Source organism: Stenotrophomonas sp. 57 (assembly GCF_030291075.1).
In the GTDB taxonomy this organism is placed as follows: domain Bacteria; phylum Pseudomonadota; class Gammaproteobacteria; order Xanthomonadales; family Xanthomonadaceae; genus Stenotrophomonas.
The window spans coordinates 2,193,728-2,216,665 of sequence record NZ_CP127407.1 but is presented as its reverse complement, the minus strand read 5'-3'; the positions used below and the strand labels follow the sequence as shown (position 1 = coordinate 2,216,665).

Sequence of the window (22,938 nt, the reverse complement as noted above, 5' to 3'; positions counted from 1 at the left end):
GCAATACATGTCCCCTACGCCCGCGCGCATTCGACACCGGTTCCACCGATGGCGCGTGGCTGGCTACATTGCACTGGGCCTGTACGCGCTGTACCTCCTGGCCGGCAACATCTTCCTCAACACACCACTGTTCGACCAGGTCACCAACCGCAAGCCGCACAAGTTCGTGATGACCACGGGCCCGGCCATCACGCTACTCCCCGGCCACGTGATCGCCTGGAACGTGCACATGCGCGGCCACGTCAACCACACCGTCTACGTGCTGCACGCCGATCGGGCAAGCGCCAGGCTGGCAGTCCTGCCGCTGTTCCGGCGCGAAGTACGGGTTCCGCGCCTGCAGGCCACGGGCGTATCGGCCGAGATCAGCCGTGTTGAAGAGGCCATTCCGCCACCCCCGCGCAGCGACCAAGGGTGGACGCTGCGTTTCGATGCCATCCACAGCGACAGCATCCGCAGCGCCCGTTTCGGCAAGCTGCTGATCATCGGCAAGGGCCAGGGCACGGTCGGCTTCGTCAAGCAGCTGCGCGGCGGTCCCTCGGAACTGCTGGATTCAACAGTCACATTCAAGGGTGCAGACACCAGTTTCGACGGGGTGCAGCTGCTGGGCGGCATGAACCTGGCTGCGCGCTTCAGCTTCCCACGCCACTATCGTGACCAGGCGCCTGGGCTGGCCAAACTGAAGATTCTGCATGCCCAGCTGGACGTTGATGCACGCAGCCAGGGCCTGCGCATGGATACGGATGCCACCACCCCGAAGATCTCCAGCGCCCCGGTCCCGGGCCGCCTGCAGCTCTCGGCACACCTGATCGATGGTCAGCTGCAACCCGGCGACCGCGCTCTCTGGCAGGTGCCGCTCTATCTTGGCGACGGGGCTCCAGACCGCGGCATGCTGGCCCTTCAGCTCAACGTGGCCAACGACCTGCGCCTGCAGGCACGCCTGCCACCACGGCCCGGCTCAGGCAGCGAAGTGGACGCGGACCTGCACATCACCGGCCGTGAAATCCCCTTTCAGGATCCGGGCCAGTTGCTGGAGCGCAGTTCAGGTACGGTACGCGGCGAATGGACATTCACCTCGCTCAACTGGATCCCTGCCCTGTTCGTCCGCAAGCCGTGGCTGCAACTCGACGGCGGCGGCACGCTGAAGGCCGACCTGCGCCTGCACAATGGCGAGCTGAGCGAAGGCAGCACGGTGGACATTCCCTCTGCCGAGGCGGTTGCCGAGGTGGCGGGCGTCCGGCTTGCCGGTACCGCCAGCGCGCATGGGGAGCTGAAGTCAGGTACTCCGAATCAGGCGCTGCTTGCGGTCCGCCTGCCCCGCTTCACCGCCCGCCCCACCGACGCCAAGGATGTTCGGCTGTTCGACGGCCGCGATCTGGCCTTGGACCTGACCGGCGACGGCCGCCTGCAGGAACTGCGCAAGGGGGTGCGCGCGCATCTGAGCTTCAGCAAGGCCACGATTCCGGATCTGTCCGCCTACAACCGTTATCTCGGTTCAAAACAGGTGCGCCTGCTGCGCGGCACCGGCTCGCTCAGCGGTGATGCCGTCCTCGATACCGACGGCCGCGTTGGCCATGGCACGGCCCACCTGCAGGGGCGCAACACCAGCGCCAAGGTTGCCGGCTTGGACATGGGCGGCGATGTGGACGTGAACGCAACACTGCGCCGGGGCGACTTCAACCAACGTCATTTCGACCTGTCCGGCACCACCGTCGAGCTACGCAACGTGCAGATTGCCGGCACTGAACGCTCGACCCGGTGGAAGGGGCGTGCGGCCTTCAGGCGCGGCCGCATCGATGCGCAATCGCCCTTCCAGGTGGACGCCACCACCGACCTGACACTCAGCGATGCACGGCCCTTGCTGGCTCTGTTTGCCGAGCGCACGGACTACCCGCGCTGGACCTTGTCGCTGCTGGATTCCGGCCAGGTGGATGCACAGGCCAGGCTGCGCTGGCGCCCCGGCCATCTGGTGATCGATGGCCTGCACGCCGAGAATGATCGGCTGTCGGTGCGCGCGCGACTGGATCTGCTGGAACAGCGCAAGCGCGGTGACCTTTATCTGCGCTGGGGGCTGCTGGGAGCGGGCATCGAGCTGGATGGCGACCAGCGCCAGTGGCACCTGACCAAGGCGCGCGAGTGGTTTGACCAGCGCCCTTCCCTGCTGCCTGCAAGCACTGGCGGGTCGTCAGACTGAAAGCTGCGGCGCCTGCATCCAAATGCCGCTTTCATGCGTATGCAACGGCATACGGAGCATGGAGCGGTATCGAAATGAAGCGAGGCACACAGATTTCCGGGTTTCTGGGCTGGTTGGCGATCACCTTCGCTGCGGCCGCATTGGGCGCGTGGGCGTCTTCATCGGCGGCCACCTTCTATGCCTCGCTTGCCTTGCCGGCGTGGGCGCCGCCGGCTGGCGTGTTTGGCCCTGTTTGGACGCTGCTCTATGCGCTGATGGCGGTTGCGGCTTGGCGGGTCTGGCGGGAGCGCGGCTGGCGCGGCGCGCAACCGGCACTGCGGCTCTATCTGTTGCAGTTGGCCGTCAACGCACTGTGGAGCTGGCTGTTCTTCGGCTGGAAACTTGGCGCCCTTGCGTTCGCGGACATTGTTTTGCTGATTGCGCTGGTGTGCGCCACGATCGTCAGGTTTGCGCGCATCAGTCGCACTGCCGCAGCAATGCTGCTGCCCTACCTGGCCTGGATCGTGTTTGCCTGCGCGCTGAACTACGCGGTCTGGCGCGCCAATCCCGCACTGCTGTGAGCGCAACAGATCTGAGTCACGCTTGGGCGATGGCCTGCGGGCGCCACGCCCGCAGCAGCGAGGACTTGAAGGCCTGCTGGCCACAGCCGGTGGGGCAGCGCACCACTCTGGCTGCGGAATGGCTCACCAACCCTCGGCCTTCCTCTGCCTTGAACACCGTTTCGCAGGAAAGGCAGCGGGCCACCAGTGAGTACAGGTGAAGAAGACGGCCGCTGGCAGGATCCTGCAGGGCATCCACATCCAACAGTTCAAACTGGCAGCTGTCAGGCAGCATGCGGTACGGAAGAGATGGCAGCGTCTGCAGGTTCACGGGCGTGGCAACGGTTGAAGGTGGATCCACGGTAGGGCAATCGCTGTCGAGCTGGCGTGCAGCCGATATGCAGTGGATGCAAAACATTTGCACGGACGCCTTACACATCGTCCGCCGTTGCGTAGATGAAGAATTCAGGTTTGAATGAAACGGCCTTCACATGCATCAGGTGGTAGGCGAATGCGTGATTTTGCTTCACCATCCCTGCTAGCCGGATGTATCGCTGGGCTTTTCCAGCAATCCATGAAACATGAGTCCCTCCGTTGATGCCTTCTGCCCAGTCCACGCCCGACCTTGCGCTGTCCCGTTGTGCGCGCGAACCCATCCACACACCCGGCGCGATCCAGCCCTATGGAGTGCTGCTGGTGCTGGAGCCGCAGTCGTTGCGGGTGCGCGAGCGTGCCATCAGTCAGCCGAGTGTGCTGCAGCAGTTCGGTGAGCCGCTGCTGCAGCACGTCAGCGAGGTGCTCGGCGGTGTGCTGGCACCGTTCCAGGCGTTGCTCCAGAAGGCCACCATCGGCACCAGTGCGCACGTGGGCGCCGTTCACCTGGATGGCCACGGCCGCCATCAGCTGCTGGTGCATCGCTCCGCCACCGACCTCCTTGTCGAGCTTGAAGCGCCGATTGCGGGCCAGTCCGGTTCGCTTGAAGAGCTGTATCCGGCCATCCGCGAGCTCATGACCGACATCGAATCGGCCACAACAGTGGAAGACCTGTGCCAGCTGGCCGCCGCGCACATGCGCCGGCTCACCGGCTTCGACCGCACCCTGGTCTATCAGTTCGACGCCGGCTGGAACGGCATCGTGGTGGCGGAAGAAGGCAATGGCCTGTTGCCTTCCTATCTGGACCTGCGTTTTCCTGAATCCGACATTCCCGCCCAGGCCCGCGAACTCTACCGCCGCAACCGGGTGCGCCTGATCGCGGACAACAACTACACCCCGGCCCCGTTGATGCGGGCCGAAGAGCATCGCGACGCACCGCCGACCGACCTGAGCCTGGCCGTGCTGCGCAGCGTCTCGCCGGTGCACCTGCAGTACATGCGCAACATGGGTACCGGGGCATCAATGTCGGTCTCACTGGTCCATGAGGGCCAGTTGTGGGGACTGGTGTCGTGCCATACGGTGCAGCCGCGCCGGCTGCCCTATCACGTGCGCACGGCCTGCGAGCTCATGGGCCAGATCCTGTCGCTGCAGATTGCCCTGAAGGAGCGCGCACGCGCGATCGAAGAACGCGTGGCTCGCCGTTCCGTGTTGGTCAAGCTGCTCGCACGCATGGCCGGCGACGAGGACTTCATTGCCGCGCTGCGCCTGGATGAGGCAAGCCTGCTGTCCCTGACCGGTGCCGCTGGCGCGGCCATCGTGCACAAGGGCGAATGCATGCGTCTTGGTCAGTGCCCTTCTGCGAGCGACGTCCTGGCACTGGCAGACTGGTTGTCCACGCAGCATGCCGGCCAGGAAATCTACTGCACCGATCATCTCACCGCCGACTGGGCGCTGGGCGCGCGCCTGGCGGGGGTGGCCAGTGGCCTGCTGGCCGTCTCCATCTCGCAGCTGCATGACAGCTACCTGATGTGGTTCCGCCCAGAGGTGGTGCGCACTGTCAGCTGGGGTGGCGACCCACGAAAGACCGCAGCGCCGGATGTCGTGCTGTCTCCACGCCACTCCTTCGAGGCATGGAAGGAGACCGTGCAGCAGCGCAGCCTGCCATGGGGCGACGCCGATCGCGATGCCGCGCACGAGATGCGCACAGCGATCGTCGACATCGTGCTGCGCAAGGCCGAGGAGATGGCCGAGCTGAACGAGCAGCTCCTGCGCAGCAACAAGGAACTGGAGGCATTCTCCTACTCGGTCAGCCACGACCTGCGCGCCCCCTTCCGCCACATCGTCGGTTATTCGGAGTTGCTGGGCAGCTCGGCCGGTGAGCGCCTCAACGAGACCGAACGGCGCTTCCTGGACACGATCGTGGAATCGGCCAAGTCCGCCGGCACGCTGGTGGACGACCTGCTCAGCTTTTCGCAGATGGGACGCTCCACGCTGGGACGGGTACGGCTGGACATGGCCATGCTGGCCGAGGATGTCCGCAAGAGTCTGGCGCTGGACTACGCCGGCCGCGAGGTGCAGTGGACGATGGCGCCACTGCCGGAGGTGGAAGCAGACCCGACGATGCTGCGCCTGGTCTGGCAGAACCTGCTGTCCAATGCGGTCAAGTTCACCCGCGAGCGCGACGAGGCAGTGATCGAGGTCGGCCACGAACGCAGCGACGATGAAGACCACTTCTTCGTGCGCGACAACGGCTGCGGCTTCGACATGCGCTATGTGGACAAGCTGTTCGGCGTGTTCCAGCGCCTGCATCACGTCGAGGAATTCGAGGGCACCGGCATCGGCCTGGCCAACGTGCGTCGCATCATTGGCCGCCATGGCGGCCGCACCTGGGCCGAAGGCGAACCCGGCAAGGGCGCCACGATCCACTTCACCCTACCCCGTTCCACAGGAGACCACCCATGAGGGACCTGCGGCCGATCCTCCTGGTCGAGGACAGCCCGAAGGATGCCGAACTGACACTGGCCGCGCTGTCGCGCTGCCAGCTGCTGAATGACGTCATCCATGTACGAGACGGCGCCGAAGCGCTGGACTACCTGCGCTGCGAGGGAAAGTTCGCCGGGGCCAACCATGGTGGCCCCGTGGTGGTGCTTCTGGACCTCAAGTTGCCAAAGGTCAACGGGCTGGAAGTGCTGGAACAGGTTCGCGGGGATCCGCAGCTGAGCAGCACCCCGATCGTCATGCTGACCTCTTCCCGCGAAGAGCAGGATCTCGTGCGCAGTTACGAACTGGGTGTGAATGCCTTCGTGGTGAAGCCGGTCGACTTCAAGGAATTCTTCGACGCGATCCAGGGATTGGGCATGTTCTGGGGCATCACCAACCAGCCACCGCCACATCGTCCCACCGGTACGGGGCAGCCCAATGCATGATGGATCGCGCCGCAGCGAGCGGCTGCGCATCCTCATGCTGGAGGACAGTGCGCTCGATGCGGAGCTGATCACCGCACAGCTGCAGCGCGCCGGCCTGGACTTCGAGGCCGAGCGGCTGTGGACCCGGAACGCCTTCATCGAGGCAATCGACAGCCGGCCGTTCGACGTGATCCTCGCCGATCATGTCCTGCCGGGCTTCGATGGCGACGCCGCACTTGCGCTGGCGCGCGAGCGTGTGCCGCAGACACCCTTCATTTTTGTCTCCGGCACGCTGACCGAGGAGCTGGCGGTACAGGCACTTACGCGCGGTGCCCGCGACTATGTGGTGAAGCAACGCCTGCAACGCTTGCCCGATGCGATCCGCCGCGCTCAGCAGGAGGCGCACGAGCGCACCCAGCTGGCCAATGCGCAGGCCGCGCTGAACGACAGCCAGGCCCAGTTGCAGCAGGTGACCGACGCCGTTCCTGCACTGATCGCCCAGCTGGACAAGGACCATCGCTACCGGTTTGCCAACAAGGCGTTCCTGGACTGGCATGGCTTCAGCCTTGCCGAATTGCTGGGCCGCACGGCACGGGAAGTCAGTGGCATTTCTGCGTTCGAACACGCGTTGCCCAGCCTGGAGCGCGTGCTTCAGGGCGAGCGCACCAGCCTCCAGGTGGAACTGATCCATCGCAGTGGGCAGTCACGATTCGTGCAGATGGATTGCGTGCCGGAACACGCGGCCGACGGCAGCGTGGTTGGCTACATCTGCATGGGCAGCGACGTTTCCCTGCTGAAGCAGGCCGAGCTGGCGCTGCGCGAAGACAACCAGGAACTGGAGCGACAGGTGCAGGCACGCACGGCCGAGTTGAGGGCCAGCAAGCGTCGCCTGCAGGCCATTTTTGAATCCAGCTTCCAGCACCAGGTACTGCTCGATCTTTCCGGCGGCGTGGTTGATGCCAACGTCGCCTCGCTGGCCGCCGTGCTGGCCGACAAGAAGGATGTGGTGGGCCAGCCTTATGTGCAGTCGCCGTGGTTTGCCACGACCGACGAGGTTGCAACGACCGTTGGTCAGGCCGTCACCGATGCCGTGAATGGCCACAGCTCGCTGCATGCGCTGGATATCGAGTTGCCGACCGGACGGCGCAGCTTCGACTTTTCGTTCCGTCCCCTGCTGGACGCAGACGGTGCGGTTACGGCCGTGGTCTCCGAGGCGGTGGAAACCACTGCCCGGCTTCAGGCCGAGCACGCGCTGCGCCAGTCTCAGAAGATCGAGGCCGTGGGACAGCTGACCGGTGGCATCGCTCACGATTTCAACAACATCCTGACGGTCATCTCCGGCAACGTCGAACACGCCATGCTGCTCAGCGAGCGCGCTGGTGAATCGGCCGCGTTGGTCGGCCGCGCCCTGGACAATGCGCTGAAGGGCGTGGGTCGTGCTGCCAGCCTCACCCAACGGTTGCTGGCATTTGCCCGCCGCCAACCGTTGCATAGCCAGGCGGCCAACCTCAATGACCGCCTGCTGGACATGCAAGACATGCTGCAGCGTGCGTTGGGCGAGCTGGTACAACTGGAGATCCGCAGCGCCCAGGACATCTGGTGCGTGGAGATCGACGTCAGCCAGCTGGAGGCCTCGGTGCTCAACCTGGCGGTCAACGCGCGTGATGCAATGCCCCACGGTGGCCGGCTGGTGATCGAGATCGACAACAGTCATCTGGACCACGATTACGCCGCGCTGTTCCCCGATGCCGAACCCGGCGAGTACGTGATGCTTCGCGTGCGCGACAGTGGGCACGGCATGGATGCAGCCACGCTGGCGCGCGTATTCGAGCCGTTCTTCACCACCAAGCAGGTCGGCCGCGGCACCGGGCTGGGCTTGTCGATGGTGCACGGCTTCGTCAAGCAATCCGGTGGCCATGTCCTGATCGATTCGATGGAAGGCGCCGGCACCAGCATCACCATGATGTTCCCGCGCTCGCCGCTGGCGCTGCCCAGCGAAGCGGGTGCGCCGCAGTCTGGCCTGGCCGGGTACGCGCCGCGTGAGGAAACCGTCCTGGTGGCCGAGGACAACGACGATGTGCGTGCGCACACAGTTGAGTCACTGCGCCTGCTGGGCTACCGCGTACTGGAGGCGCATGACGGACCGTCGGCGCTGCGATTGCTGGAGCGCCCGGACACGAAGGTCGACCTGCTGTTCTCCGACGTGGTGATGCCCGGGATGTCGGGCTGGGAGCTGGTCCGCGAGGTCCGCGAGCGCTGGCCTGAAGTTGCTGTGCTGTTCACTTCGGGCTATCCACGCGACCACGAGGCGGTAGGTAGTCAGGGGCGGTTTGCTGCGCTGCTGCCGAAGCCGTTTACCCGCAGTGACCTTGCACAGGCGGTACGCACCGCGCTGGACACTGCCGCGCATTGAACTCACGCCACCGGATCACGCGTGCCTGCCGCGATCCGGTTGATGTCCGCGCACTCCACCGTGGCAGGCGGATGCTCTCTTCCGGCCAGTGCGATCATCGCCTGGCCCACCGCCAGATTGCTGGTGACCAGTGAAGGGACGAGTGCGCCTGCCAGTTTCATCAGCGGCGCGCCCCCCCAGTACAAGGGCTTGAGCGCCGCGTGGCGCGTGCCGGTTCCCGATACCGGCCGCACGCCGCCCGGGCGCAGCATCACGGTACGCACCGGCATCGCGCGCAGCGCCAGTTCGATTTCGCCCTTGATCCGCAGCGGCATCACCCGGCTCTGCGGGTCCGCGCCGGCGCCGGATACATACAGGAAACATCCGTCGGGATTCACTGCCGCCCACGCGCGGGCCACGGCCAGCGTGGTGTCCAGCGTCACCCGCCGGTACTCGGCTTCGGCGGTGCCCACCGGAGGCGCGCCCGCGCAATAGAAGCACGCATTGAAGTCGGCCAGATCGTCACGCTGCTCATCAATGCGCAGGAAGTCCGGCACGACCCGCTCGCTGCCCACGCCCTTGAGGCTGCCCGGACGCCGTACCAGCGCGGTCAAGTGGGCGACCTGCGGCGAGCGCTGGCAGGCCAACGCCACGCCCTGCCCCACAAGCCCGGCTGCGCCGGTCAACAGAACACGCAATCCGTCTGCCTTGGCCATAACCGTCCCCGTCCCGCTAGAGCTTCACGAAGCGCTGGATCTTCCGCGCCAACCAGCCACTGAACACCAGCGGCGCATCCAGCGCCGACACGCAGATGCACGGCACCCCTGGCGCAGTCACCGGCTGGTGCTCCACGTCCTCATCCAGGTCGGCCACGTCGCCGGGCGCGAACAAACCCAGGGCATCGTTGTATGCGCCCCGCAGGATCTGGGTCAGCTCGCTGCGGCCGTGGCTGTGCATCGGCAGGCACTTGCCCGGCGCGATCTTCAGCATGATCAGCGAAGGCATCTGCTCTGCACGGATGCAGTGGACGCCCGGCGCCATCCAGCGCCAGCGCAGGCCACTGAGTGACGCACCGAAATACGGGTGAAGCGAAGCAGGAAGGTGGTCCGGATCGGCTTCGGGCCGCTCTCTTGCAGAGGGGCGCGACGCCACGGCCGTGGCAGGCGCGTCCGTCGCCAGCTGCATCAACATCGCATCGCGCAACCGCTCGCGGCGCAGGTCGCCCGTAGATGGCTGGGTCTGTTCCAGCAAGACCGATCCGATCGCTTCGGCCTCGCGCAGGCGCTGGCGACAGTGCGGGCACTGCTCCAGATGGGCGCCCGCCACGACGCTCAACGACGCCGGAAGTGCGCCTGCGGCGTAGCTCATCAAGGTGGATTCGTGCAGATGGTGGTGCGGATTCACGGCGCACCTCCCACTTTCGACTGCAGTTGCAGGAACGCCCGCCGCAGGTGTGATTTGACCGTGCCAAGCGGCATGCCCAGCGCCTCGGCAATCTCGCTGTGGCTCTTTGCCTCGAAGTAGGACATGCGCACCAGTCGTGCCTGCACCGCGGGCAACTCGTTGATGCGCTGGCGCAACCTGGCCTGGTCGGCAAACTGTTCGGCGCTGCTGCGTTCGACCACGTCCATCATGGCGGCGTCCTCCACCGCCACCTGAACCTGCATCCAGCTGCGCTCGCGACGCACGCGGTCTATATGCAGGTTACGGGCGATGCGGTACAGCCACGTGCTCAGCGCACCCTGCGCGGCATCATAGTCGGCGGCTCGAAGCCACAGGCGCAGCAGGCACTCCTGCGCCAGTTCCTCGGCTACCGCCTCGGGCGCGCCCAGCCCGCGCAGATAGACGCACAGGCGCGCCATGAAGTGGTCGTAGATCCGCATGAAACAGTCGCGGTCGCGCAGCCGCGCGACACCGTCCATGTCACCGGCCCAGTCTTTCGGCTCGCTGCTGGGCTGTTGGGAGCTGGACACGATGCGTGCGCTGTCGAAGTTGGCGAGGGTGCTGCTGGCGTCAGGGTACATCTGCGTGTGCGGCGGGCGGGTGAAGGTCTGTCCCCTGTACGCGCGGGAAGGGCAACTGGATGCAGCCCGGATTGCGCATCCAACCCGCCCCGCTTGCCGTATGCCCTGGACCCGCCCTTACGGATGAATGCCATGCGCATCGCCTGGCTGTTGTTGTGCCTGCCCCACGCCGCGCTGGCGGCCCCTTGGCTCCGCAGCGAGGGCGTGGCCACATCCTCGCAGGGCCGGATCCTCTACCGCGAGGTTCACTGGCGCCGCGACGCGAGCGAGGGTGCCGAGCGCTGGGTGCTGTACCAGTGCCCCGGTGGCCAGCCGTTCGCCCGCAAGCACCTGCCGGCCAGCCCCCTGGCGCAGGCTCGTGGCTATACGTTGCTCGACCGGCGCAGTGGCCAGACGGCCGAGATCGAGGCCGCCAGCGGCGCCGTGTCCGTCGTCTGGAAGGAGGATGCCGCCAGCCCGCCCCGGCAGCGCAGGCTCGACCTGCCGCCGGATGCGGTGATCGATGCGGGATTCGACGCGGCGGTGCGCCTGCACTGGACAGCGCTGATGCAGGGCGAGCGCGTGTCGATGCCGTTCCTGGTACCCGGGCGGCAGCGCTACTTCCCGGTGCAGGTGCGGCATACCGGCGCCCTGCGCTGGCAAGGCATCGACGCCCAGTCGATCGAGGTCAGCCTGGACACGTGGTATGGGGGCATCGCACCCCGCCTGTCCCTGGTCTATGCCAGCGCCGATCGGCGCCTTCTGGAATTCAATGGCACCAGCAACCTGCGTGATGCACGCGGCACCTATCCGCAGGTGACGGTGCGCTTCAGCTCTCCTGCCGCGCAACGCCCCGCGTCGGAGTGGCAACAGGCATGGGCGCGCCCACTGGTCGACCGCTGCCCTGTTACGAACACGTGAAGCCAACATTCACCGCAACACGTTGCATCCATTGCGCATTCTGGTGCGTACAGGAAGACACGACACCCGCCGAGATCCGCCATGGCCACTGTATCGCCCCTCCCCCGTCAACGCTGGCGCTTGCTGCGCACCCTGCAGCGTTGGGTTGATACCGGCGACGCCGCGGACGTTGGCACGGAACAGTCGGGCCGCATCGACTGGCTGCGTGCGGTGCCGTTCGCACTGATGCATGTGGCGTGCATCGCGGTGATCTGGGTAGGTGTCTCATGGACGGCTGTCATCGTGGCCGCGGCGCTCTACGCGGTGCGCATGTTCGCCATCACCGCGTTCTATCACCGCTATTTCTCGCACCGTACCTTCCAGGCACCGCGCGCGGTGCAGTTCGTGTTTGCGGTGATCGGCGCCTCCAGCGTACAGCGCGGCCCGCTGTGGTGGGCCGCCCATCATCGCCACCACCACCGCCACGCCGACCAGCCACTGGACCCGCATTCGCCCCGCGAAGGCGGCTTCTGGCGCAGCCACATGGGGTGGTTCCTGACCCGCGAAGCCTTCGCCACCGATCTGTCGCGGGTACCAGACCTGGCGCGCTTCCCGGAGCTACGCTGGCTGGACCGTTTCGATACCGCCATTCCCGTGCTGCTGGCCGCCGGCCTGTATGCGTTGGGTGCAGCACTGGAGCACTGGGCACCGGGCCTGCACACGTCCGGCCCGCAGTTGCTGGTGTGGGGATTCTTCATTTCCACCATCGTGCTGTTCCATGCCACGGTCACCATCAACTCGCTGGCCCACCGCTTCGGCCGTCGCCGCTTCGAGACCCGGGACGACAGCCGCAACAATCTGTGGCTGGCCCTGCTGACGTTCGGCGAAGGCTGGCACAACAATCACCACTTCTTCCCCGGCACCGTGCGCCAGGGCTTCCGCTGGTGGGAGATTGACCTGACCTGGTACGGGCTGCGCGTGATGGCGGCGTTCGGCCTGGTCAAGGGACTCAAGCCCATCCCCGAATGGGTGCTGGCAAAGGCGAGGTACTGACATGCGCATCGCCATCATCGGTTCAGGGATCTCAGGGCTGGCCAGCGCCTGGTGGCTGCAGGAACGGCACGAGGTGACGCTGTTCGAGGCCAACGATTACCTGGGCGGCCATACCCATACCCACGACGTGCAGATAGACGGCACGCGCATGGCCGTGGACACCGGCTTCATTGTCTTCAATCCGCAGCATTACCCGTTGTTGACGGCGCTGTTTGATGAGCTGGGCGTGGCGTCGCAGCCGACCACAATGAGCTTCTCGATGCACAGCGAGCGCAGCGGCGTGGAGTACAACGCCACCTCGCTGGATGGCCTGTTCTGCCAGCGCCGCAACCTGGCATCGCCGCGCTTCTGGGGCATGCTGGCCGATCTGCGCCGCTTCTACCGGGATGCCCCGTTGTTGCTGGCAGAGGAGGAAGGCCCGACGCTGGGCGAGTATCTGCGCACCCAGCGCTATGGCGAGGCCTTCATTGAAGAGCACCTTCTGCCGATGGCGTCGGCGCTGTGGTCGTCGCCCACCGCCACGGTGCAGGACTTCCCCGCGCGCTATATGGCCCAGTTCATGGCCAACCACCAGATGCTGCAGATGACCGGGCGGTCGTCCTGGCGTGTCGTTACCGGCGGCTCGGCCCGCTACGTGGATGCACTGCGCCGTCGTTGGCGGGTGCGTGAGCGCCTGCAGTGCCCGGTGCAGCGGGTGGAACGCATCCCCGGGGGGGCTCGCGTGCACAGCGCCGCAGGCGTCGAGGCGTTCGACGAAGTCATCCTGGCCTGCCACAGCGACCAGGCGCTGGCCCTGCTGGGTGATGCCGCGCCCGTCGAGCGCGAAGTGCTGGGTGCCATCCGCTACCAATCCAACGAAGCGGTACTGCATACCGACGCGTCGCTGCTGCCGCGCAACCGCAAGGCCTGGGCAGCCTGGAACGCGCATGTCCCGCGCGATCCGGCCGCGCCCTGCACGGTCAGCTACTGCATGAACCTGCTGCAGGCCCTGCCCAGTAGCACGCCTCTGGTCGTCACCCTCAACCGCAGCGAGGCCATCGACCCTGCCAAGGTGCTGCGCACGCTGCACTATGCACACCCGGTGCACGATCATGCTGCGGTTCGCGCGCAGCAGCGATGGGCAGACGTGCAGGGCCATCGCCACACCTGGTTCGCAGGGGCCTACTGGGGCTGGGGCTTCCATGAAGATGGCATCCGCAGCGCCCGCCGCGTAGTAGATGCGCTGGAGTCCTGCGCACCGCATCGCTGGGTGTCCGCACCGGGCGAGGTGGCGGCATGAGCGCCAGCGCACTCTATTTCGGGCAGGTCATGCACCGCCGGCATCATCCGCACCCGCATGCGTTCCGTTACCCCGTTGCGCAGCTTCTGCTCGACCTGGATGAGCTGGACACCGTGTTTGCGGGACGCTGGCTGTGGTCGGTCAATCGGCGCAACCTTGCCGAGTTCCGGCGCAGCGACTATTTCGGCGATCCGGCCCAGCCTCTGGCCGATGCCGTGCGCGACCACGCCGCGCAGACGCTCGGTCATCGGCCTTCGGGGCCGGTGCGCCTGCTGACCCACCTTCGCTTTGCCGGGCATGTATTCAACCCGGTCAGCTTCTACTACTGCTATCACGCCGACGGCAGCACGCTGGACTGCATCGTGGCCGAGATCACCAACACGCCCTGGAAGGAACGCCATGCCTACGTGCTGCCGGTCGCTACGGCCGTCCACGAAGGCACGTCACTGCGCTGGCAGTTCGACAAGCGCTTCCACGTTTCGCCATTCATGCCGATGGACTGCCGTTACGACTGGCGCTTCAACAGCCCCGACAAGGACCTGCGCGTGCACATGCAGGTCTGGCGCGACGGCATCCGGCAGTTCGATGCCACCCAGACGCTGGAGCGCCGCCCGCTGGACGGTGGCGGCCTGGCGCGGGTCCTGGCCTGCTATCCACTGATGACCACCCAGGTGGTGGCCGCCATCCACTGGCACGCACTGCGGCTGTGGCTGAAGCGCAACCCCGTACACGACCACCCCACCCTTGCCGGGAAACCGCGATGAACTCGATGACACCTTCGGTGACCCTGCCGCGCCCAGGTGCGCTGGACGCCTTCCTGCGCCGCCGCCTGCTGGCACAGCTTGCTCCCCTGCGTGATGGCCACCTCTGCGTGCGCGATGCGCTTGGCGAGGTCAGGCTGGGCAACGCCCACGCCGGGCTGCAGGTGACGGTGACCATCGAAGACCCGGCGTTCTACCGGAAGGTCGCTGCGCAGGGCAGCGTTGGTGCCGGCGAGAGCTACATCCAGGGCGAATGGCACTGCGATGATCTGGTCGCACTGATACAGCTACTGGTCCGCAACCGCGACCTGCTGGACGGCATGGAGCGTGGCCCGGCCCGTGTGGCTGGCTGGCTGCTGCGCGGCTGGAACCGGCTGCACCGCAACAGCCGAGAGGGCAGCCGGCGCAACATCGCCGCCCACTACGACCTGGGCAACGATTTCTTCGCCCTGTTCCTGTCGCCGGACCTGATGTACTCATCGGCGCTGTTCACCAGCGAATCCGAATCGCTGGAGTCCGCTTCACGGCGCAAGCTGGACCGCATCTGCCAGCAGCTGCAACTCAAGCCGGGCGACCGCGTGGTGGAAATCGGTACCGGTTGGGGTGGATTCGCGGTGCACGCGGCGCAGCACTATGGCTGCCACGTCACCACCACCACCATCTCCGCCGAACAGCATGCGCTGGCCGCCGAGCGCGTGCGGGCAGCCGGCCTGCAGGACCGGGTCACGTTGTTGATGCAGGACTACCGTGACCTGCAGGGCCAGTTCGACAAGCTGGTGTCGATCGAGATGATCGAAGCGATCGGCGCCGAGTACCTGGACACCTACATGGCCACGCTGCAGCGGCTGCTGAAGCCCGATGGCGTTGCCCTGCTGCAGGCCATCACCATCGAGGACCATCGCTACGAACAGGCCCGGCGCAGCGTCGACTACATCAAGCGCTATGTGTTCCCGGGCAGCTTCATCCCATCGATCAACGCGATCCTGGCTGCCAAGACGCGGTCCAGCGACCTGCAGCTGATCGCCCAGCAGGACTTCGGCCATTCCTACGCACTGACCCTGCGCGCCTGGCGCCAGCGCTTCCTCGCACAGCTGCCGGCCGTCGAGGCACAGGGGTTCGATGCGCGCTTCTGCCGCCTGTGGGACTTCTACCTGGCCTACTGCGAAGGCGGCTTCCTGGAGCGCTCGATCGGTGTCTCGCATCTGCTGCTGGCACGCCCGGGCCATCGACCCCCAGTCCCGGCTGGCGAAGGCAACTGACATGCGCCGGTTCTGGGCCAACCTGCTTGGCAACCAGCTGGTCTGGCTGTGCGCGGTGGCCGGTGCCGGGCGCGGCTGGCAGTGGCCCGCGTTGCTGGCTGCGTCGCTGTACATCGGCAGCCAGCTGCTGACGTCGGCGCAACCACGGCTGGACCTGCGGCTGCTGCTGCTTGCGTTGGCCTGCGCCTGGCTGGTCGACGCCAGTGCGGCCGCCAGCGGCACCGTGCGCTACGCCGCGTCTCCGCTGGGATGGGCGCCGCCGCCCTGGATCATGGCCTTGTGGGCGGCATTCGCCATGACCCTGACCACCTCGATGCGCTTCCTGCAGCGCCACCCTGCCCTGCCGCCCCTGTTCGGCCTGTTGCTTGCGCCGCTGGCCTACCTGTCGGCCGCGCGCGGATTCGGGGCGGTGCAGTTTGACAGCCCGGTGTGGCATGGCGTCCTGGTGCTGGGCACGGGCTGGGCGATCGCACTTTCCCTCTTGTGCCGGGCCGCGCGTGGCGGCTCGCGTACTACGCCACAACCACCTTTCGTCGGAGCGTCATCATGATCAACCTGCTCTGGGTGCTGCTGTATGCGGTACTGGTGATGAGCTGGGGCTGGGTCTGGCAGCGCCGCCACCACAACATCGGCGTTGTGGATGTGCTCTGGGCCAAGGGCGTGGCTGCCGCCGCGCTGTTGCTGGCGTTGCTGGGCGAGGGTGCGGTGGCACCACGCGGGGCGCTGGCGGTGCTCGGTGGCCTGTGGGGCGGTCGGCTGGCCCTTCATCTCTGGCATCGTGTCCGCCACGAAGAAGAGGACGGGCGTTATCGCTACCTGCGTGAGCACTGGCGGGGGCACCAGGGAAAGATCTTCGGGTTCTTCATGGCCCAGGCGCTGCTGGTGGTTCTGTTTGCCTTGCCCTTCGTCGCGGTCGCCGCCAATCAGACGGCTGGCACGACGCCTTGGGTGCTGGCGGCCGCGCTCGTCTGGCTGCTGAGCGTGGGCGGAGAAGCGCTGGCCGACCGGCAGCTGGCGCGGTTCCGCGCCAACCCGGCGAACAAGGGCCGTACCTGCCGTGCTGGATTCTGGCGGTATTCCCGCCACCCCAACTACTTCTTCGAGTGGCTGCACTGGTTCACCTACGTGCTGCTGGCCGTCGGCTCCCCACTGTGGTGGCTGGCCTGGCTTGGCCCCGTGCTGATGTATGTGTTCCTGCGCTACCTGAGCGGCATCCCTTTCACCGAAAAGCAGGCCCTGCGCAGCCGCGGCGACGACTACCGCGCCTACCAGCGCAGCACACCGATGTTCTTCCCCTGGTTCCCCCGCCCTTCCAAGGAGCATTCCGCATGAGCGCGATACCGTCACTGAATCCGGCCGAGGAAGCAGAAACCGGGCTGACTGCCTGGGCCGAACGCGGCCTGCTGCCGGACGCAGCGCTGCGTGCCGGCATCCGACGGCTGTGCGCGCAGCGCCTGCAGGAGGAATCGGCAGGCGGAATCGAAGCGCAGTCCGCGCGTTTCAGCCGCCGCATCGCCGAACTCGCCGACAGTCCGCTGGCCCTGCATACCGATGCAGCCAATCGCCAGCATTACGAAGTGCCTGCGGCGTTCTTCCAGGCCTGCCTGGGCAAGCGATTGAAGTACAGCAGCTGCTACTACCCCAGCGGCCACGAAACCCTGGACCAGGCCGAAGAAGCAATGCTGGAGCTGTACGGCCAGCGCGCTGACCTGGCCGACGGACAGCACATTCTCGAACTGGGCTGTGGCTGGGGCTCGCTGACGCTGTGGATGGCCGAGCGCTACCCGCGCGCAACGATCACAGCCGTGTCCAACTCACACAGCCAGCGTGAGCACATCATGGCCCAGTGCCAGGCGCGCGGACTGCCCAACGTGGAAGTGCTCACCCGTGACGTGAACCAGCTGGAACTGCCCGCCGCGCAGTTTGATCGCTGCGTCTCGGTCGAGATGTTCGAGCACGTGCGCAACTACGAGCGCCTGCTGGCGCGCATCGGGCAGTGGCTGAAGCCGGACGGTGCATTGTTCGTGCACATCTTCGCCCATCGAACGCTGATGTACCCGTTCGAAACCGAGGGCGGCGACAACTGGATGGGCCGCCACTTCTTCACCGGCGGCCTGATGCCCGCCGCCGACACCCTGCTGCATTTCCAGCGCGACCTGCGGCTGGATCAGCGCTGGTTGCTGGACGGCACCCACTACCAGCGCACCGCCGAGCACTGGCTGGCCAATCAGGACGCGGCACGCGACCGGGTGATGCCGGTACTGGCGGCGACCTATGGGCCTGCGGCTGCTCGCATCTGGTGGCAACGCTGGCGGATGTTCTGGATGGCGTGTGCCGAGCTGTTCGGCTACGACGACGGCCAGCAATGGCTGGTGGCCCATTACCTGTTCCGTCCCCGCTGAGGTGTGACATGCGCATGTTCTCGCTGCTTCCGTTGATCGCGGTCGGCCTGTTCGGCTCGGGCTGCTCGTCCAGCGACACCCGGCCCCTTCCGCGTGCGCCCTCGGTGGATGTGCCGCGCTTCATGGGCGACTGGTATGTGATCGCCCATATCCCGTCCTGGCCCGAACGCGATGCTTACGATGCGGTGGAAAGCTATGCCCTGAAGCCGGACGGGCGCATCCAGACCACTTTTACCTATCGCAAGGGCAGCTTCGATGCCCCGCAGAAGTCGATGCACCCCATCGGCCGTGTCGAAGAGGAAGGTCATGGCGCGGTGTGGGGCATGCAGTTCGTCTGGCCGATCCAGGCCGAGTACATCATTGCTTGGCTGGATGACGACTACCGGCAGACCATCGTGGCGCGCAGCAAACGCGATTATGTGTGGTACATGGCACGCACGCCGCAGGTATCCGACAGCGACTACCAGAAGGCGGTGCAGCGCATCACCGACATGGGCTACGACATCCGGAAGCTTCGCCGCGTACCGCAGTCGGTCCGAAGCACGCCTTGAGCGGGCGATGCCGTGCGACCCTGCATTCCTGCTGTGCCACGCACATTCAATGCTCCGGGAACTGCATCCACCTGCCCCCTAGGAACGTACATAAGATGCCTGCACCGAGCAGGCGTCACGTGGAGGAAGGCACCATGAACACGCTTCAGCGCATGGCCACCGCAGTGGGCTTCGCCGCACTGGTTTCAATGAGCCCGGCGAGCTTTGCCGACAATACCGTGATGGTCGGCGGGGCGGCGATGTACCCGACCCGGACCATTGTGGAGAACGCGGTCAATTCGAAGGATCACACCACGCTGGTGGCCGCGGTCAAGGCCGCCGGCCTGGTTGACACCCTGAACGGCGCCGGCCCGTTCACGGTCTTTGCCCCCACCAACGCGGCCTTCAACAAGCTGCCTGCGGGTACCGTTGATACGCTGGTCAAGCCGGAAAACAAGGCGCAGCTGACAAAGATCCTGACGTATCACGTTGTCCCCGGCAGTTACAGCTCGGCCTGGCTGATGTCCGATGCCAGGAAGCATGGTGGCAAGGCCACGCTCAAGACCGTCCAGGGCGAGCCGCTGACTGTCGTGCTTCGCGACGGCAAGCTGTGGGTGGTCGATGCAAAGGGTGGCAAGGCCTCCATCAGCATCGCTGACGTGGGCCAGTCCAACGGCGTGATCCACGTCATCGACACGGTGCTCATGCCGAAATGACGGATCGGCGCGCGGCGGGCATTCGATGGAATGCCCGTTGCCGCTTCTGCTGATCGGCAGACATCCATTCGAACTGGCGCGCGCGGACCATCGATCTAGATGGACCTGATTGCCTGCATGGGAGGAATTGCGGATGCCTTCAGCGCCGGCGCCAGTACTGCGCCCTGCCCCAGCAGCCACAGCAACGCCGCACTGACCGGCAGATAGATCAACGGCAGCCGCGGCAGCTCGTAGAAGCGCATCAGCCCGAGGTTGAGCCCATAGGCCAGCAGCAGGCCAGTTCCGATGCCGAGACTCACGATCAGGAAGTTCTCCAGCTGGAAGTAGCGCAGGATGTCGGTACGGGTCGCGCCGAGCGCGCGACGGATGCCGATCTGCTTGCGCCGTTGCTCCACCCAATAGCTGGCCAAGCCAACGATGCCGAGCGCGGTTGCACCCAGCAGCGCGAAGATGACACCGGTCAGCAACGCCATCATCAATCTGGCACTCTGGAAATAGTCGGCGCGCAGCTCGGGCAATGTCCGGCTGGCCATCTGGTCGAATACCACATCCGGCGCCACGGCGGCGATGGCCTGCTGCAGGGTGCCAAACACGCGCGGCAGGTCCTGCGGCGATGCCCGTACCAGATAGCGACCCGCCAGCTGAGGACCGGGCCTGGCCGGCATCAGCACCGACCAGTCATTGCCCAGCGCCTCTCCCCCACCCGGCTGCGACACCACCAGGTGCTCGACTACGCCGATGACGGTGAAGCGGCTGCCCATCGACCAGAGGTTTTTTCCCACAGCCGTTTCACCCGGCCAGTAGCGCTCTGCCAGCTGCCGCGTCACCAGGATCGGGGCATTGGCAGGCACGTATTGATCCACCGGCGCGTACTCGTTGGCGTCCGGCAGTCGTCCGGCCAGCACCGTGGGTTCCAGCGCCTTGATGGCTGCAGCATCGGCCAGGTAGAAGTCCAGGACGCCGCCGAACTCTCTGTTGGCTTCGTCTGTATTGACACCTGCCCTCACCCCGGGCTCGCCGAACGGAACGGCGCTGATGATGCCCACGGAGGTGACGCCGGGAATCGCACGCAACGCATCGGTCACCCGCGCATTGAGGTCACTGGCCCGTTCGGCATCGAACCCGGAGAGCTGCACCACGCCCAAAGAGGATTCGGCAACGCCGCTGTTCATTTTCAGGGCCTGGCCCTTCTCCACAAGCATGAAGAAGGCATTGCAGAGCACGGCACAGGCCAGTGCAATCTCCATCGTTATCAGCAGCGTGGCCAATCGGTGCCTGCGCAGCGCGGCGATGATCAGTCCTGTTTGCATCGTGCTCTCCGTTACAGCAACTTGAGTTGTGCCACAGGCTGGATCGAGCTGGCGCGATAGGCAGGAATCGCGCCAGCCAGCAGGCTCGCCAGCAGGGAAAGGCCGAAGGTGGCCATGAACATGGTGACGTCCAGATGGATCAGATCGGCATAGGGCACCGGCTGGGAGCGGATTACCCACAGGCCCAGAACGGTGAGCAGCAATCCGCCGATGCCGCCGGCCACACCGATCACGCCGGCCTCCACCAAGCATTGCGTGAACACCGAACGTCGACTGGCACCGAGCGCACGCCGCAGACCGATTTCCCCGCCATGCCGCATGAACCGGGCCAGCAGCAGCCCGACGACGTTGGCCAGGCACACCAGCAGGAACGCGAACGACAGCACCGCCTGAACCTTCACATCGCTGGGCACCACTTGATTGAAGTCCAGCCACTCCATGAGCGAGCGCAGTCGCGTGTTGTCCGCATGCCGGATCCGACCCAGGCGCTGCTGTTCGGCCGCATAGTTGGACAGATAGCGACCGTACGACGCCACCTTTTCCGGGGTTCCCAGTTCCACCCATACGCCGACTGCCACGCAGGGCGCGTTCTGCAGCACGCCGGGGTTGTCTGGCACCGCCCAGCAGGTGAAAGGCTGGAAGTCGCCTTCATTGATGTCCAGGTTGGTGGACATCGGCAGGAAGATGTCATCGGCAACGGCGTAGAAACTCGACGTTTCTCCGCCGGAGAAGCGCCCTCCCCGGATCTTGTAGAACAGCGGCGAGGGGCGCCAAGGGTCCAGTACGCCGATGATCCGTACAGGGGTATCCTTGATCCGCAGGGTCTGCCCGACGCTGTCGCGGCCGTCGAACAGGCGCTCGTTCAAACGTGCGGAAATGACCGCAACACGCCCCCGGCGCTGGTCATCGTCGGCCGTCCATGCTCGACCGAACCGGAACGGCACGTCGAACATCGCGAAGAAATCCGCCGTGGTCGAGATCGAGGACCCCATCAGGGGCACCGACCCCGCGTGATCCGCGCGCAGCTTCACCGGATTGACCACGACCAGGGTCTGCCGGTCGGCCTGCCCGGCTGACCAGAGGTCATGGGCCGTCCGGTAGTCCAGGACGTCGTGCGGCTCGCGCCCCTTGGAGCCCGGGTCGACATCGACCTGCGGGTAGAAGATCCGGCCGCTCTTCCCGGGCAGCGGGTCGCCGGAAAGCAGATGCGTGACGGTCAGCGTGGTCATGCTGGCACCGATCCCCACGGCCACCGCCAGAACCATAAGCGCGGTAATGAGCTTGTTGCGGCCGGCGTTGTGCAGGGCCAGCTTGAAGTAGTAGCCGATCATGGAAGTTGCTCCCCCCTTTCGTCCGTGGTGCTCCCTGCAGATCCGATGCCGGGATTGCCGCAAAGGTTTAAATGGGTAGGATCAGAAAGATGAGCCACGACCTGGAGCACGCGCTCGTGAAGGCGGCCTTCGCCGAACGTGGTGCCACCCATGCAGTCCTGCACGCCACTGCGCAGGGGAAGCCGCTGTACGCCGATCCTGGCCCGGTACCAGCGAGATGGCGCGCTTCCTGTGCGATACGCCGTCGTGTTCCGTGATTGATTCTAGGAATAATCGTAAAAATCAGACAAATTCGCTGCTCCACCCAAGAGCAGCGCCAGAATGGTCACCACGCCCCATGGGCGCCGATCACCTCCCCGCGCATGAATGGACTCCCTGCACCGCGCCGGCTGCGGCTGGCGCTCCTGGACGACCATGAAGTCGTTCGCCGCGGCACCGCCCTGCACCTGTCCCGCGATCCCCGCTTCAGCATCGTCGCCAGCCATGCCGGCAGCGACGAATTCATCTGCAACCTGCAGAGGACGCCAGTGGATGTCGCGATCATCGATCTCAGCCTGGCCCGCGGTGACCGGAGCGCCGCCGAGCTGGTACAGCTGCTGCGCGACCGCTTTGCCTGTATTCCGCTGCTGGCGTTCGCCACGCTCTCACCCACCACGCACATCAGCCAGCTGATTGAAAGCGGCATCAGCGGCATCGTCAGCAAGGCCGAGCCCCTGGCCATGCTGTCGGACGCCATCGTCCGCATATCCCGGGGCCTGACGCGCCTGCCACCGGACTTCACCCTGCCGGACGGCTGCCAGCAACTCAGTCGCAACGAACGGGAGGTACTGGACCTGGTGCTGGCGGGCCTGACCGTTTCGGAGATCGCGCAGCGGCGCCATCGCAGCATCAAGACGGTCAGCACCCAGAAGACCGCCGCACTGCGCAAGCTCGGGCTGCGCACCGACGTCGAAATCTACGCCATGCGACGACAGCTGGGGGCGATGTGAGAACG

Annotated in this window: 22 protein-coding genes; 16 read left to right on the top strand and 6 right to left on the bottom strand. The window is 65.9% G+C overall.

Annotation, left to right across the window (positions count from 1 at the left end):
- The first annotated feature begins 7 nt into the window (after positions 1 to 7).
- Together QP512_RS10185 and QP512_RS10180 are read left to right on the top strand one after the other, a co-directional pair.
- Positions 8 to 2,191 carry a hypothetical protein gene (locus QP512_RS10185; protein WP_286071967.1) on the top strand — a complete coding sequence of 728 codons (2,184 nt, stop codon included), beginning with the start codon at positions 8 to 10 and terminating at the stop codon, positions 2,189 to 2,191.
- 74 nt (positions 2,192 to 2,265) lie between these two features.
- Positions 2,266 to 2,751 carry a TspO/MBR family protein gene (locus QP512_RS10180; RefSeq protein WP_286071966.1) on the top strand — a complete coding sequence of 162 codons (486 nt, stop codon included), beginning with the start codon at positions 2,266 to 2,268 and terminating at the stop codon, positions 2,749 to 2,751.
- A 16-nt stretch (positions 2,752 to 2,767) separates the two neighbouring features.
- On the opposite strand, the gene QP512_RS10175 is transcribed toward QP512_RS10180, so the two are convergent.
- Positions 2,768 to 3,061: a hypothetical protein gene (locus QP512_RS10175; RefSeq protein ID WP_286071965.1), complete on the bottom strand. Its 294-nt coding sequence runs from the start codon at positions 3,059 to 3,061 to the stop codon at positions 2,768 to 2,770.
- Between the two features lie 266 nt (positions 3,062 to 3,327).
- Between QP512_RS10175 and QP512_RS10170 the strand changes: the two genes are divergently transcribed.
- Genes QP512_RS10170 through QP512_RS10160 form a run of 3 tightly spaced genes read left to right on the top strand, consistent with a single transcriptional unit; the run spans position 3,328 to position 8,421 of the window.
- The gene (locus tag QP512_RS10170; protein ID WP_286071964.1) at positions 3,328 to 5,565 is read left to right on the top strand and encodes an ATP-binding protein; all 2,238 of its coding nucleotides are present in this window, start codon (positions 3,328 to 3,330) and stop codon (positions 5,563 to 5,565) included.
- Positions 5,562 to 6,029: a response regulator gene (locus tag QP512_RS10165; protein WP_286071963.1), complete on the top strand. Its 468-nt coding sequence runs from the start codon at positions 5,562 to 5,564 to the stop codon at positions 6,027 to 6,029. The genes QP512_RS10170 and QP512_RS10165 overlap by 4 nt, the downstream gene beginning before the upstream one ends.
- A complete protein-coding gene (locus QP512_RS10160; protein ID WP_286071962.1) occupies positions 6,022 to 8,421 on the top strand; it encodes a hybrid sensor histidine kinase/response regulator in 2,400 nt (799 codons plus the stop codon). Before QP512_RS10165 ends, QP512_RS10160 begins: the two co-directional genes overlap by 8 nt.
- 2 nt (positions 8,422 to 8,423) lie before the next feature.
- On the opposite strand, the gene QP512_RS10155 is transcribed toward QP512_RS10160, so the two are convergent.
- From QP512_RS10155 to QP512_RS10145, 3 genes are read right to left on the bottom strand one after another with little or no spacing between them, the layout of a single operon-like run.
- Entirely contained in the window at positions 8,424 to 9,116 is a 693-nt protein-coding gene (locus QP512_RS10155; protein WP_286071961.1) for an oxidoreductase, read from the bottom strand.
- A gap of 16 nt (positions 9,117 to 9,132) precedes the next feature.
- On the bottom strand, positions 9,133 to 9,804 hold the full coding sequence (locus QP512_RS10150; RefSeq protein WP_286071960.1) for a ChrR family anti-sigma-E factor: 672 nt from the start codon (positions 9,802 to 9,804) through the stop codon (positions 9,133 to 9,135).
- Entirely contained in the window at positions 9,801 to 10,424 is a 624-nt protein-coding gene (locus QP512_RS10145; RefSeq protein WP_286071959.1) for a sigma-70 family RNA polymerase sigma factor, read from the bottom strand. Before QP512_RS10145 ends, QP512_RS10150 begins: the two co-directional genes overlap by 4 nt.
- Before the next feature lie 132 nt (positions 10,425 to 10,556).
- On the opposite strand from QP512_RS10145, the gene QP512_RS10140 reads away from it, so the two are divergent.
- The 10 genes from QP512_RS10140 (at position 10,557) to QP512_RS10095 (ending at position 19,303) form a co-directional block, all read left to right on the top strand.
- On the top strand, positions 10,557 to 11,324 hold the full coding sequence (locus tag QP512_RS10140) for a hypothetical protein (RefSeq protein WP_286071958.1): 768 nt from the start codon (positions 10,557 to 10,559) through the stop codon (positions 11,322 to 11,324).
- Between the two features lie 81 nt (positions 11,325 to 11,405).
- Positions 11,406 to 12,356 carry an acyl-CoA desaturase gene (locus QP512_RS10135; RefSeq protein WP_286071957.1) on the top strand — a complete coding sequence of 317 codons (951 nt, stop codon included), beginning with the start codon at positions 11,406 to 11,408 and terminating at the stop codon, positions 12,354 to 12,356.
- Position 12,357: 1 nt separating this feature from the next.
- Positions 12,358 to 13,635, top strand: coding sequence for an FAD-dependent oxidoreductase (locus QP512_RS10130; protein ID WP_286071956.1), 1,278 nt, complete (start codon positions 12,358 to 12,360; stop codon positions 13,633 to 13,635).
- The gene (locus QP512_RS10125) at positions 13,632 to 14,399 is read left to right on the top strand and encodes a DUF1365 domain-containing protein (protein ID WP_286071955.1); all 768 of its coding nucleotides are present in this window, start codon (positions 13,632 to 13,634) and stop codon (positions 14,397 to 14,399) included. Before QP512_RS10130 ends, QP512_RS10125 begins: the two co-directional genes overlap by 4 nt.
- Positions 14,396 to 15,655, top strand: a complete 1,260-nt coding sequence (locus QP512_RS10120; RefSeq protein WP_286071954.1) for a cyclopropane-fatty-acyl-phospholipid synthase family protein — start codon at positions 14,396 to 14,398, stop codon at positions 15,653 to 15,655. The genes QP512_RS10125 and QP512_RS10120 overlap by 4 nt, the downstream gene beginning before the upstream one ends.
- 1 nt (position 15,656) lies before the next feature.
- Complete coding sequence (locus tag QP512_RS10115; RefSeq protein ID WP_286071953.1) at positions 15,657 to 16,205, top strand: DUF2878 domain-containing protein; 549 nt, start codon at positions 15,657 to 15,659, stop codon at positions 16,203 to 16,205.
- A complete protein-coding gene (locus tag QP512_RS10110) occupies positions 16,202 to 16,987 on the top strand; it encodes a DUF1295 domain-containing protein (protein WP_286071952.1) in 786 nt (261 codons plus the stop codon). Before QP512_RS10115 ends, QP512_RS10110 begins: the two co-directional genes overlap by 4 nt.
- Positions 16,984 to 18,057 carry a cyclopropane-fatty-acyl-phospholipid synthase family protein gene (locus tag QP512_RS10105; protein WP_286071951.1) on the top strand — a complete coding sequence of 358 codons (1,074 nt, stop codon included), beginning with the start codon at positions 16,984 to 16,986 and terminating at the stop codon, positions 18,055 to 18,057. Before QP512_RS10110 ends, QP512_RS10105 begins: the two co-directional genes overlap by 4 nt.
- Positions 18,058 to 18,065: 8 nt before the next feature.
- Positions 18,066 to 18,608, top strand: coding sequence for a lipocalin family protein (locus QP512_RS10100; RefSeq protein ID WP_286071950.1), 543 nt, complete (start codon positions 18,066 to 18,068; stop codon positions 18,606 to 18,608).
- A gap of 134 nt (positions 18,609 to 18,742) precedes the next feature.
- The gene (locus QP512_RS10095) at positions 18,743 to 19,303 is read left to right on the top strand and encodes a fasciclin domain-containing protein (RefSeq protein WP_286071949.1); all 561 of its coding nucleotides are present in this window, start codon (positions 18,743 to 18,745) and stop codon (positions 19,301 to 19,303) included.
- A gap of 95 nt (positions 19,304 to 19,398) precedes the next feature.
- On the opposite strand, the gene QP512_RS10090 is transcribed toward QP512_RS10095, so the two are convergent.
- On the bottom strand, positions 19,399 to 20,613 hold the full coding sequence (locus tag QP512_RS10090) for an FtsX-like permease family protein (protein ID WP_286071948.1): 1,215 nt from the start codon (positions 20,611 to 20,613) through the stop codon (positions 19,399 to 19,401).
- A gap of 11 nt (positions 20,614 to 20,624) precedes the next feature.
- Positions 20,625 to 21,944 (bottom strand): ABC transporter permease, encoded by a 1,320-nt coding sequence (locus QP512_RS10085; RefSeq protein ID WP_286071947.1) that lies wholly within the window; start codon positions 21,942 to 21,944, stop codon positions 20,625 to 20,627.
- 362 nt (positions 21,945 to 22,306) lie between these two features.
- Between QP512_RS10085 and QP512_RS10080 the strand changes: the two genes are divergently transcribed.
- Positions 22,307 to 22,933 carry a response regulator transcription factor gene (locus tag QP512_RS10080; RefSeq protein ID WP_286071946.1) on the top strand — a complete coding sequence of 209 codons (627 nt, stop codon included), beginning with the start codon at positions 22,307 to 22,309 and terminating at the stop codon, positions 22,931 to 22,933.
- Positions 22,934 to 22,938 lie beyond the last annotated feature (5 nt).